The sequence below is a fragment of the Chitinibacter sp. GC72 genome (assembly GCF_009760905.1).
In the GTDB taxonomy this organism is placed as follows: domain Bacteria; phylum Pseudomonadota; class Gammaproteobacteria; order Burkholderiales; family Chitinibacteraceae; genus Chitinibacter.
Genome location: NZ_VIRW01000002.1, coordinates 248,580 through 260,980 on the forward strand (window position 1 = coordinate 248,580; position 12,401 = coordinate 260,980).

Here is a 12,401-nt window from a genome sequence, read left to right on the forward strand (position 1 = left end):
GGCTTTACCCTATACTCCTATCCAGCTAATTCTTCAATAACGGCAACAACTTGCGCGGTTGCCTCCGGTTTGGCCAGACGCTTGGCATTACTTGCCAGCGCCAGACATTGTTCTCTGCTTGTTTGCTGCAACAAAGCCGCCAGCGAATCGGCGGTCAGCTGGCTCTGTGGCAGCAAAATGCCGGCGTTTTCAGAGCTTAAAAATTGCGCATTTCCCGTTTGATGATCGTCAACCGCATGCGGAAACGGCACGAGCACCGCAGCCACACCAATGCAGGCCAATTCGGCAACGGTTAAAGCGCCCGCACGGCACAAGACCAGATCCGCTTCGGCGTAAGCACTGGCCATATCGCTGATAAAAGCGACGCAGTCGGCCGCCACGCCGGCAGCCGCATAATTGGCGCGCAGGGCGTCAATGTGTTTTTCGCCCGCCTGATGAATCACTTGCGGGCGCACATCAAACGGCATCATGGCCAGCGCCTTGGGCACTTGCTCGTTAAATACCTGCGCCCCGAGACTGCCACCGACAACGAGCAATTTCAGCGCCCCCGTGCGGCCAGCAAAACGCTCGGCTGGCGCGGGCACATTTTTCAATTCATCACGCACCGGATTGCCAACGCACTGCTTAGCAGGCAATGCAGCAAATGCATTCGGAAAAGCAAACAGCACACGATTGGCCAATTTGGACAGCACCTTATTGGTCAACCCGGCAACCGAGTTCTGCTCGTGAATCACCAGCGGCAACCAGCACAAACGCATGGCCAGGCCACCAGGAAAACCGGTAAAACCGCCAAAGCCAATTGCCACATCCGGGCGGCGGCGAAAAATCAGATTCAAGGCGGCCAGTAAAGCCTTAGCCTGCACCCACGGCTGCGAGAGCTTTTTCAGCCAGCCCTTGCCGCGCACGCCGGTAATTTCAAGCGTCACCAGCTCGATTCCGTGCTGCGGCACCACGCGCGTTTCCATCGCGTCTTTGGCCCCCAGCCAAACTACTTCCCAGCCTTTATCACGCATCGCATTGGCCACCGCCAAAGCAGGAAAAATATGGCCGCCCGTACCGCCCGCCATCACCAGCAAGGTTCGCTTGCTCATACGCGATACCCCCGAATCAGCTGGCGGTTCTCATAATCAATCCGCATCAGTACACCAATCGCAATCATATTGGCCACAATGCCTGAGCCGCCGAACGACAGCAGCGGCAAAGTCAGCCCCTTGGTGGGCATCAGCCCCATGTTCACACCCATATTGATAAACGACTGAAAGCCGATCCAGATCCCGACACCTTGCGCGACCAGTGCGTGCCAGTGCCGCTCAAGTTTGGTCGCCTGTACGCCAATTGCAAAAGCGCGGAAAACCAGAAACATGAACAGGCAAATCACCACGGCAATGCCAGCAAAGCCAAACTCTTCGGCAATAATCGCCATCAGAAAGTCGGTATGCGCCTCGGGCAGGTAGGATAATTTTTCCACGCTGGCCCCCAGTCCAACGCCGTGCCATTCGCCACGGCCAAAGGCAATCAGCGAATGGCTCAGCTGATAGCCTTTACCATACGGGTCTTGCCACGGGTCCAGAAAACCCAGTACCCGCGCCAGACGATACGGGCTTGAGGCAATCAAACCGACAAAGGCCACGCCCAGAATCGCGATCAGCCCCAGAAAAACCCGCCAGTTAAATCCGCCCAGAAACAGCGCACCCATGGCAATCACGGTGATCACGGTGAATGCGCCAAAATCGGGCTCCAGCAGCAATAATGCGCCCACCACCGCCATAACCAGCGCCATCGGGAACAGCACTTTGCTAATGCTCTCGCCCAGTTTGGCATCCATGCTGTGCGCTTTGCGCACGGTGTAATCGGCCGCGTACAAGACCACAAAAAACTTCATCAGCTCGGAAGGCTGCAGATTAATCACAAACAGGCTCAACCAGCGGCGGCTACCGTTTACCTCGCGGCCAATACCGGGAATCAGCACCAGCACCAGCAACACCGTGCCGATAATAAATAGCGATGGCGCCCAGAGCCGCCATTTCTCGGTCGATACATTAAAGGCCGCCACTGCAGCCAGGACGCCCACCAGCAGAAACACAGCGTGGCGCTGCAAAAAGTAATACGAGCGAAAACCGGTGTCTTTATCGACCTCGGCCATCGCAATCGACGCCGAGTACACCATGACCAGCCCAATCGACAGCAGCAGTGTCACACACCAGAACAGCGCCTGATCGTAGCTGCTCATGGTGGGTTTCATGCGGCTCATGGCCTGATAGAAGATCTGGCGCATCAGTGCTGCTCCAGGCCTTTCACTGCGGCAATAAATACTTCAGCACGATGATGGTAATTGCGGAACATATCTAGGCTGGCGCATGCTGGCGAAAGCAGCACCACATCACCTGGCTCGGCCAGATTGCTGGCAACGCTCACGGCCATTTCCAGCGTTGGTAGCTGCATCACCGGCAGATAGTTGTCATCGTCGTCAGGCAGAAAGCTTGAATGTGCTTCGTTCAGCACATCAGCCAGAGCCGGGCCATCGCGGCCAATCAGCAAGACGGCACGGCAGATCCGCTCGCACGCTTCAAGCAGCGGCGAAAAATCCTGGCCTTTGCCATCACCGCCCGCGATCAGCACCACCGGGCGCGTCATGCCTTTCAGTGCGGCTTCTGTTGCCCCCACATTGGTGCCTTTCGAGTCGTCGTAATACGCCACGCCATTGACTTCGGCCACCAGCTCTACGCGGTGCGGCAGGCCTTTGAACGCGCGCAAAGCTGCCAGCAATGGCGCTGTAGGCAAGCCAGCAGCACGGCACAGGGCAATCGAAGCCAGCGCATTCACGGCATTATGCAAGCCGGCCACCGGCAGCTCGCTGGCCTTGATCAGCTCGAAATCACCACAGCGCAGGCTGAAATCGCCGTCGATTTCAACCAAGCCATATTCGCTACCGTTGCGGGGGGTATCAGCCCCGAACCAAACTACATCGCGGCCTGGACGTGCCATACCCCGGCAATAGCCATCTTCACGATTGAGCACCTGCACGCCCAGACCAGCAAAAATGCCCGCTTTGGTCGCCGCGTATTCGTTCATCCCGGCGTAGCGGTCCAGATGATCTTCCGATACATTCAGCACCGTTGCTGCCGCAGGCATCAATGACGTTGTGGTTTCCAGCTGAAAGCTCGATAGCTCAAGCACCCAGAAGTCCGGCCATGCCCCCCTCGCCTCCCAGTCAGCCAGCGCAGCCAGCACCGGCAAACCGATATTGCCCGCCGTAACCGTGCTGAACCCGGCGGCTTCGCACATTTGCGCCACCATGGTGGTGACCGTTGATTTACCGTTCGAGCCAGTAATCGCAATCACCTTGCCTCGCGACTGATCCGGTCCACCCACCAGGGCCTGGGCGAGCAATTCGACATCGCCCACCACCGGAATACCATGCGCAATCGCAGCAGCAATCTCTGGCGTCGCCAAAGGCACGCCGGGGCTGGTCACCAGCAATTCTGCGTCGGCAAAGGTATCGACATTAAATGCGCCAAGGCGCAACTCGACCTGCGGCAGATCGGCTTGCAGATTGTCCAGATTGGGCGGTGTTTTGCGACTATCGGCCACAGTGACGCGTGCGCCTTTAGCCACCAACCAGCGGGCAGTGGCTAAACCGGTGTCGCCCAAACCGACGACAATGCAATGTTTCGCGTTCAATTCCACGATCTAGCCTCGAATCAACGTAATTTCAGCGTGGCCAAACCGACCAGCACCAACAGCATGGTAATAATCCAGAACCGCACCACTACCTGCGTCTCTTTCCAGCCTTTCAGCTCGTAGTGATGGTGCAGCGGTGCCATTCTGAACACGCGTTTGCCGGTCATCTTGAAACTGGCGACCTGGATCATCACCGACAGGGCTTCCACGACAAACACGCCGCCCATAATCAGCAGCACGATTTCCTGCCGCACAATCACCGCGACAACGCCAAGGCCAGCACCGAGCGCCAGCGCGCCGACGTCGCCCATAAATACTTCAGCCGGGTAGGCGTTAAACCATAAAAAGCCCAAACCCGCGCCGACCATCGCCGCGCAGAACACAATCAGCTCACCTGCACCTGCCACATGAGGAACACCGAGGTAAGTCGCAAATTTCACGTTACCGGCGACATAGGCAAAAATGCAGAAAGCGCCCGCAACCAGCACCACTGGCATAATCGCCAAGCCATCGAGGCCATCAGTGAGATTGACCGCATTGCTGGTACCGACGATCACAAAATACGTCAGCACGCAAAACCCGATTGCGCCAAACGGATACAGGATTTCTTTGTAAAACGGGATAATAAAGCCGGTATTGGCCGCGTCCGGGCCAACATTGACCAGAAAAATACCCGAGCCAATGGCAATGGCCGATTGACCTATCATCTTGGCTTTGGCTGACAAACCCTTGGGGTTTTTCAGCGCGACTTTTTTGTAGTCATCAATAAACCCGATCACGCCGGTCGCCATCGTCACAATCAGCACCAGCCAGACATAACTGTTTTTCAGATCGCCCCACAGCAACGTGGTCAGGCCAATCGACAGCAAAATCAGCGTTCCGCCCATGGTCGGCGTGCCGGCTTTAACCAGATGCGTTTGCGGGCCATCATCGCGAACTGCCTGGCCGACTTTAAGCTCGGCCAGCTTGCGAATCACGTACGGCCCCAGCACCCAGGAAATTCCCAGCGCGGTGATCGTCGCCAGTACTGCGCGCAAAGTCAGGTAATTAAAGACGTTAAAGGCGCGTACCGACTCGCCCAACCATTGCATCAACATCAGCAGCATGGCTGTGCTCCTTGCTTGTTATCCAAATCTTGCGCGATCAGACCTTCGACCACGGTTTCCATGCGCATAAAGCGCGAGCCTTTCACCAGCACCTGTGTTTGCGGCGTGATCAGCTGGCGAATGACAGCAATCGCTGCAGCATGATCGCTGCAGTGCTGCGCACGCTGTGCCCCTGCCGCCTGATTAAACGCCTCAACGGCATACTGCATATCAGTACCCATCGCAACAACATGATTGATCTGGCTTTCAGACGCATACCTGCCTACTTCACGGTGGCAATACTCGGCACTGTCGCCCACTTCGCCAATATCGCCCAGCACCAGAATGGTGGGCTTGCCTTGCTGACCAATCGCCGCCAAGACATCGATTGCCGCTTTCATCGAATCCAGATTGGCGTTGTAAGTGTCGTCCAGTATTGCCGCACCATTAAATGCAGTTTTGGCTTGCAAACGGCCTTTCACCCCGGCCCAGCGTTGCAAGCCTTGTGCAACATGTTCCAAGCTCACGCCAACGGCCAAAGCCGCCGCCGCTGCCGCCAGCGCATTGCGCACATTGTGTTCGCCCGGTACGGACAGCTGCACAGGCACATCGCCTTGTGCAGTTTTCAATCTGAACTGGCTGCCCGTCGCCGCCAGCATCACTTCGGCAGCACTCACCTCGCCGTTAAAGCCAAAAGTGCAAATCGCATGTGGTGCGGCCAGCTGATGCCACAGCGGCGCAAATTCATCGTCGGCATTGATAATCGCTGTACCGTTGGCAACCAGACCGGCAAAAATTTCGCCCTTGGCTTTCGCCACGCCTTCAACCGAACCCAAGGCTTCCAAGTGCGCCGCACCAGCGTTATTCACCAAAGCCACGTCAGGCTGGGCAATGTGCGTCAGATAGTCGATTTCGCCAAAGTGATTCATGCCCATTTCGGCGACGACATAACGATGCGTCGAATTGATTCCCAGAACCGTCAAAGGCAGGCCGATGTGATTATTCAAATTACCTTTGGTGGCGTGGACCCGGCTTTCATTCGTAGCGGTCTGCTCATCGCCAGCTGCCACAGAGAAAATCGACGCCAGCATTTCTTTCACGCTGGTTTTGCCATTGCTGCCAGTTACGCCAACCAGCGGGATATGTGCATGTTTGGTGCGCCAGTATTTGGCCAACTCACCCAGTGCGGCGAGCGTGTCTTTGACCACAATGCAGCTTCCCGCCGCAGGCGCTTGCTCAGCGTGCAGGCTGTCATTTTGCACAATCGCTGCCACCGCACCTTGCGCGAAAGCCGCAGAGACAAAATCATGCGCGTCAAAACGCTCGCCCTTGAGCGCGACGAATAGATCACCTGCGCGAATATCGCGGCTGTCGGTAGTGACGCGGCTAAACGTCAATTGGGAATCGCTGGCCAGCAATTTGGCTTTCAGCGCTTGCGCGGTTTCCCGCAAACTCAACATCATTACTTCTCTTTCCTTGTGACTTTTCTAGCCAATGCTTTTTCGGCGTGTTCCACATCGTCGAAGTGGTAACGCTCGCCTTTGATTTCCTGATAATTTTCATGCCCTTTACCGGCGATCAGAATCACGTCGCTGGCATGCGCCACCTCGACGGTGTCGGCAATCGCGGCTGCGCGATCCGATTCGATCGAGTAATGCGCTTCGCCATTACCCGGCACGCCTTCAACACCGGCAACGATGTCCTGAATAATCGCTTTGGGCGCTTCGGAGCGCGGGTTGTCGCTGGTAATCACCACCGAATCGGCCAAACGGCAGGCAATTTCGCCCATCAGCGGACGTTTGCCGGTGTCGCGATCTCCGCCACAACCAAAAACGCAATACAGGCGCGAACCTGCGGGCATGGCTTCGCGCAATGTCATCAACACTTTTTCCAGCGCGTCTGGCGTGTGGGCATAATCGACAACGACCAGCGGCTTGCGGCTACCATCGGCCATCAGCCCACCTAGGCATTGCATCCGGCCAGCAGCTGGGCGGATTTTTTCCAGCGCTGCCGTGGCATCGCTCAATGACACGCCTTGTGCCAGCAACACCCCCAGACAGGCCAGCAAATTGCTGGCATTGAAACGCCCCAGCAAACCCGATTGAATCCGCGTATTGCCGAACGGCGTTTCCACGGTCAGCGCCAGCCCCTGCAGCGATGATTCAAGCTGCACACAGCGCAAATCGCCGTCGTTAAAGCCGTAGGAATAGATTTTTTTGGCCGTGGTAAAGCCAATCAGCTCACGACCAAAAGGATCGTCCGCGTTGATAACCGCCGCCTGCAGACCTTCCCACTCGAATAGCTTGGCTTTGGCTGCGCCGTAGGCGGCCATATCGCCGTGGTAATCCAGATGGTCACGTGTCAGATTGGTAAATACGGCAGTGTGAAACTGCACGCCATGCGCGCGTGCTTGCGTCAGCCCGTGTGATGAGACTTCCATCGCCACCTGAGTCGCGCCCTCGGCCCGAAAGCGAGCAATCCAGTGTTGCAGGCTGAGCGGATCAAGCGTGGTATGCGTCGAGCTGCTCAGCTCACCCACAAAACCATTGCCCAAAGTCCCTAGTACCCCGGCTTTGCCGCCCAAGGCATTAAAGGCTTGCGCCAGCCAGTTGGCAATCGACGTTTTGCCATTGGTTCCGGTAATACCCACTACAGGTAAATGCCCCGCATCATTACCCAACAAGGCTGCCATTAATATACCCACCTGATAGCGCAGAGCAGGCACGGCAATATTGGCAACATCATGAGCCGGATTCCAGCTAAAGCCGTCCGCCTCCCAAATCACGGCAGCAGCGCCGTTGGCAATGGCGTCGTCAATATACTGGCGACCGTCAACATATTCGCCCTGATAGGCGATAAATACGTCCCCGGCTTTGACTTTGCGGCTGTCGGCAACGACAGCTCGGCCACGGGTCAGGGCGGTGATTGCGGCAAAATCGATGGCAGGTAGTGCCCAGCTCACTGGTTTCATGCGTCTTCCTTCACGTCTTCCACCCCATTGCCGGGCAGTAAAATATTCGTTGTTGGAGCATCAGGCGGAACACCCAGCAGACGCAGGCTGCCCGCCACCACATTACTAAAGACCGGCGCGGCAACCAGACCACCGTAGCGCAGCGCAAACGAAGGCTCGTCGATCATCACCGCTACAATCAGCCGCGGATTCGATATCGGCGCCAGACCAACAAACGAGCCCACCCGCGCGGTATCCGAATAAACCCCATTCACCAGTTTTTTGGCCGTTCCGGTTTTACCGCCAACGCGGTAACCCACCACCTGGGCACGCGTGGCGGTACCACCGGGCAGCGTCACCATTTCGAGCATTTTTCGCACTTGCGCCGCGGTTTCGGCCGAAATCACCTGCTTGCCCGGTGCGGGCGCCACCAGCTTGGTAAAGGTCACCGGATGCACTTCGCCATTCCCGGCAAAGATCTGGTAGGCACGCGCCATCTGCATCACCGATACCGAGACGCCATAGCCATACGACATGGTGGCCTGCTCGATCGGACGCCAGTTTTTCCATGGCCGCACGCGGCCAGGCGATTCGCCAGGGAATCCGGTATTCAATTTTTCGCCAAAACCGATGTCGTGGAAGAAATTCGACATCTCTTCGCGCTCCATCATCAGCGCCATTTTGACCGCACCGACGTTGGACGACTTTTGCATGATGTGCTCAACTGTCGCAGCGCCCACCGGATGATCATCACGAATCGTCGCCGGACCAATGGTCATCGTGCCACCGCCGGTTTGAATGACCGTCGATGGTTTAACCTTACCAGCGTTCAGCGCCATGGCCACGGTAATGGCTTTCATCGTCGAGCCCGGCTCGTACAAATCAGTCAGCGCACGATTACGTTTGTGCGCAGGGTCAATTTTGGCGCGGCTATTGGGGTTGTACGACGGCGCATTGGCCATCGCGAGCACTTCGCCAGTCCGTGCGTCGAGCACCACAATGGCGCCGCCAGCAGCCTGACTATTGTCCACGGCGGCTTTCAACTCGCGATACGCCAGATATTGAATCCGGCGATCAATCGAGAGCTGCAGTGTCTGGCCTTCCTGCGGCGGCACGATGGTTGAGACGTCTTCAACGATGTAGCCACGGCGATCACGAATCACCGTGCGCGAGCCGGGCTTGCCGGCCAGCATGGCATCCTTGGTCAGCTCGAAGCCTTCCTGCCCTTTGCCATCCAGATTGGTAAAGCCCACGACATGCGCCATTACCTCACCCGCAGGGTAGTAGCGGCGATATTCGGTTTGCGAATACACGCCGGGCACATTCAAAGCCAAAACCCGCTTGGCATCAGCGGGTGAGATATGGCGCTTGACCCAGAGAAAATCGGATTTAACCTCTTCGCCCTGTTTGTTTTTCCGGGTGGTATTGAGTTTCTTTAATAATTCATCGGAGGAAATGGCCAGCATGGCGGCCAGCTTTTTCACTTCATCCACCGAGATGGGCACCAGCTCATCTTCGGTGGCCTGCTTCCAGTCTTTGGGCCGATTCTGACCAATCGGCAGCACCTGCATACTGCGCGGACTGAGCCAGATGGATTGCACAGGCGTAGATATGGCCAGCGGCTCGCCATTGCGGTCGGTAATCACACCGCGATTAGGCTCAAGCTTGAGTGTGCGGCGATAGCGGGCATCACCCTGATTTTGCAGAAAATCTTCGTTCCAGGCCTGCAGGTACAAACTGCGCCCGAGCAATACAATAAACAGCCCCAGCAGGCAGCTGAGCACAAACCAGACGCGCCAGCGCTCCAGCCGGGGTTTCACCGCATATTTGTCAGATCGCCGTCCGGCGATTGCGCGCGCATGTCGAATCATTGCAGATCCGACACCACGGGTTTTGGCACTTGCTGACCATGCTCCAGAATCACCTGGGTGCGATTAGCGGGCGCAACCTGCATACCCATTTTCTGCCTGGCCTCGGCTTCAACACGCGAATGCATCGCCCAGGTGCTTTGCTCCAGCTGTAACTGACCCCATTCGACATCAAGCTTGCGCGTGAGTGCATCTTCTTTTTGCAGCTCGATAAACAGCTTGCGCGCTTTATGCTGGCTGGTCACCACGCCCATGGCACACACCACCAGAATGGAGAGCAGAAATAGATTCAGACGAGTCACAAGGACCCCTCGGTGCGCTCAGCCACGCGCAAAATCGCGCTGCGAGCGCGAGGATTTGCTTTCACCTCTTGCTCGCTGGCGCGAATCGGTTTGCAAACGATTTTTAACGGCGCTTGTGCAATTTCACTCGCCATCACTGGCAAGCGCGACGGCAGACGATCGCCCGTCGATTTATCCTGCATAAAGCGCTTAACGATGCGATCTTCTAAGGAATGGAACGCAATCACCGACAAACGGCCGCCTTGCTTTAACAAAGACAGCGCCTGTGGCAGCGTTAGCGATAACTCCTCAAGCTCGCGATTGACGTAAATCCGTACAGCCTGGAAGGTACGCGTCGCCGGGTCCTGGCCCGGCTCACGGGTGCGGACTGCCGTTGCCACGACCGCGGCAAGTTCGCCTGTTGTAGTAAAAGGTTCGACTGCCCTACGCGTAACAATCGCTGCTGCAACCTGCCGAGCAAACCGTTCTTCGCCATAATCTTTTACCACCTCTGCAATGTCTTTTTCATCAGCCGAATTAATCCATTCAGCCGCAGTAATACCCCGCGTGGTATCCATGCGCATATCAAGCGGAGCATCAAACCGGAAGCTAAACCCCCGAGAACCATCGTCAAGCTGTGGCGAGGAAACGCCCAAGTCCATCAGCAAGCCATCAATCTGTGTCACACCGAGTTTGGCCAGCGAATCAGCTAGCGTGACAAAACCTTCGTGCACAATCCTAAAGCGCGAATCAGAAATCGTCGCCGCCTCGGCAATCGCATACGGGTCTTTATCAAATGAAATCAGTCGGCCAGCAGGGCCGAGTTTGGAGAGAATCAGCCGCGAGTGACCACCGCGACCGAAAGTACAATCGACATAAATACCGTCAGGCCGGATAGCGAGCGCATCCACAGCCTCATCGAGCAATACCGTGCGATGCACGAAGCTTTGTGTATCGCTCACAACAAAATTCCTTCCATATTATTCTCAAGTTCTTGCGGATCCATCCCCATGATGGCCTCGGTGGTCGCGATCCATCTCGCGTCATCCCACAACTCGAACTTATTGCCCATCCCGACCAGAGCAACTTCTTTATCCAACTTGGCCACCTGCCGCAGACGTGGCGGCACCAAAACACGACCCGACGCATCCATTTCGACTTCTTCGGCCTGACCGACGATAAAACGACGGATGTTCGCCTTCGCGCCAGTCAACTGATTCAGTTGATCCCGAATCGGCAACCAAGCTGTCTCCGGATAAACCAGCAAGCAACCCGCAGGATCGGCCGTAATGATGAGTTTGCCTTGAGCCTGGGCGAGCAAAGTATCGCGATGCTTGGCAGGTATCGCCAATCGCCCTTTGCTATCCAGATTCAAGGAAGAAACACCACTAAACATGACCGAATTACCACCTTTTAGGCGCTGTAAATACGCAATCTGCTCGTCAGGGGTTTTGCCCCCACTTTTGCTACAATCGAGAAGAAAAATGCACTTTTTCCCACTTTTCCCCACAGCGCCCCACTATAGAGTAAAAAAAAACCCGGCACAAGTTGCGCCGGGCCATTTCCCGTTTTGATACAATGATTTAGTGCTTAACTAAAGGCCAATTTAACCTTCATAAAAATCAAACACCCAGCTGATAAAGTTAAAGTATTACTTTAAATTCAATCACTTTCCCTGACGCCAAACATCCCCCAAATCAGCATCGGCCTCACTTTCTTACAAAAAACACGTGAATTTCCTGATGAACGGCAAAATCAATCAAGTTTTAGCATTCGCCTTGCTAACCCTACTGCTCTGGCAGCTGATCGGCGCGCAAAGACGCCAGCAACTTAGGCGCTATTCGAAAATAGCGGCAGTTAGCCTGCTAATCAGCGCAGTGGTGGCGGTGATTTTGCATTTGCGCTAATCACCACAACATCCGTCAACACGACTTGCCGCCTTCAATTGCCAACCGGCACCGCGAGAAGCTCAAACCTTACAAGCAACAAACTGCACCACTGCACCATCACTCTCCCTTCGGCCTTCGCGACGACGGTCGGACTCGGTTCTAGTATCAAGCAAGGGCTGGACACGATATTGACGCCGCGAACCCAGTCGACGATCTGCGTTTTGGCGGCGCTCCTGACCATTCCACACCTCAGCTCCCGGCGCTACAGGATGACGCGGCACGCGGTCATTTTTACGAGCACCGGCATCAAATCCGGCACAAGCCGTCAATGCAGAGACAGATAAATCAGAAGCCTCGTAAAATAAAAGCGGAGCTTTAGTCAAGAACATGAAAATTAACCATAAATATCAATCACTTAATATAATTATCGGCTATTTTCCATATTTCTTAAATACCAAAGCCTGTCTTATTCACCACAATTCAAAGATCAAAACTAGCAGATACTTCAGCAATCAGAACAGAATATAATCATTTATTAATATAATAAAAATCAAACATAAGAGATTTTGAATATGAAAGCAAATGAGCGAGGAAATCCCGTGCTACACAAGCCTATGTTTTATATGTACAATCGCGAAAAATTATTT

At 55.4% G+C, this 12,401-nt stretch carries 12 protein-coding genes; 1 reads left to right on the forward strand and 11 read right to left on the reverse strand.

Annotation, left to right across the window (positions count from 1 at the left end; translation table 11 throughout):
• Window positions 1-17 precede the first annotated feature (17 nt).
• The 10 genes from murG to mraZ are packed head-to-tail and all read right to left on the reverse strand — an operon-like array spanning window position 18 to window position 11,261.
• Window positions 18-1,091 (reverse strand): undecaprenyldiphospho-muramoylpentapeptide beta-N-acetylglucosaminyltransferase, encoded by a 1,074-nt coding sequence (gene murG, locus FLS37_RS02825; protein WP_157314406.1) that lies wholly within the window; start codon window positions 1,089-1,091, stop codon window positions 18-20.
• Entirely contained in the window at window positions 1,088-2,275 is a 1,188-nt protein-coding gene (ftsW, locus tag FLS37_RS02830) for a putative lipid II flippase FtsW (RefSeq protein WP_157314407.1), read from the reverse strand. Before ftsW ends, murG begins: the two co-directional genes overlap by 4 nt.
• Window positions 2,275-3,687, reverse strand: coding sequence for a UDP-N-acetylmuramoyl-L-alanine--D-glutamate ligase (gene murD / locus FLS37_RS02835; protein WP_157314408.1), 1,413 nt, complete (start codon window positions 3,685-3,687; stop codon window positions 2,275-2,277). The genes ftsW and murD overlap by 1 nt, the downstream gene beginning before the upstream one ends.
• A gap of 14 nt (window positions 3,688-3,701) precedes the next feature.
• Window positions 3,702-4,787 (reverse strand): phospho-N-acetylmuramoyl-pentapeptide-transferase, encoded by a 1,086-nt coding sequence (gene mraY, locus FLS37_RS02840; protein ID WP_157314409.1) that lies wholly within the window; start codon window positions 4,785-4,787, stop codon window positions 3,702-3,704.
• Entirely contained in the window at window positions 4,778-6,229 is a 1,452-nt protein-coding gene (gene murF / locus FLS37_RS02845) for a UDP-N-acetylmuramoyl-tripeptide--D-alanyl-D-alanine ligase (RefSeq protein WP_232522473.1), read from the reverse strand. The genes mraY and murF overlap by 10 nt, the downstream gene beginning before the upstream one ends.
• Window positions 6,229-7,737, reverse strand: coding sequence for a UDP-N-acetylmuramoyl-L-alanyl-D-glutamate--2,6-diaminopimelate ligase (locus FLS37_RS02850; protein WP_157314410.1), 1,509 nt, complete (start codon window positions 7,735-7,737; stop codon window positions 6,229-6,231). Before FLS37_RS02850 ends, murF begins: the two co-directional genes overlap by 1 nt.
• Entirely contained in the window at window positions 7,734-9,587 is a 1,854-nt protein-coding gene (locus FLS37_RS02855) for a penicillin-binding protein 2 (RefSeq protein WP_157314411.1), read from the reverse strand. Before FLS37_RS02855 ends, FLS37_RS02850 begins: the two co-directional genes overlap by 4 nt.
• Window positions 9,584-9,886, reverse strand: coding sequence for a cell division protein FtsL (gene ftsL, locus FLS37_RS02860; RefSeq protein ID WP_157314412.1), 303 nt, complete (start codon window positions 9,884-9,886; stop codon window positions 9,584-9,586). The genes FLS37_RS02855 and ftsL overlap by 4 nt, the downstream gene beginning before the upstream one ends.
• Window positions 9,883-10,827: a 16S rRNA (cytosine(1402)-N(4))-methyltransferase RsmH gene (gene rsmH, locus FLS37_RS02865; RefSeq protein ID WP_157314413.1), complete on the reverse strand. Its 945-nt coding sequence runs from the start codon at window positions 10,825-10,827 to the stop codon at window positions 9,883-9,885. The genes ftsL and rsmH overlap by 4 nt, the downstream gene beginning before the upstream one ends.
• Window positions 10,824-11,261: a division/cell wall cluster transcriptional repressor MraZ gene (gene mraZ / locus FLS37_RS02870; RefSeq protein WP_157314414.1), complete on the reverse strand. Its 438-nt coding sequence runs from the start codon at window positions 11,259-11,261 to the stop codon at window positions 10,824-10,826. The genes rsmH and mraZ overlap by 4 nt, the downstream gene beginning before the upstream one ends.
• Window positions 11,262-11,607: 346 nt before the next feature.
• On the opposite strand from mraZ, the gene FLS37_RS02875 reads away from it, so the two are divergent.
• Window positions 11,608-11,772, forward strand: coding sequence for a hypothetical protein (locus FLS37_RS02875; RefSeq protein WP_157314415.1), 165 nt, complete (start codon window positions 11,608-11,610; stop codon window positions 11,770-11,772).
• 62 nt (window positions 11,773-11,834) lie between these two features.
• Here the strand turns inward: FLS37_RS02875 and FLS37_RS02880 are convergent, their stop codons facing one another.
• Window positions 11,835-12,143, reverse strand: coding sequence for a hypothetical protein (locus FLS37_RS02880; RefSeq protein ID WP_157314416.1), 309 nt, complete (start codon window positions 12,141-12,143; stop codon window positions 11,835-11,837).
• Window positions 12,144-12,401: the final 258 nt, after the last annotated feature.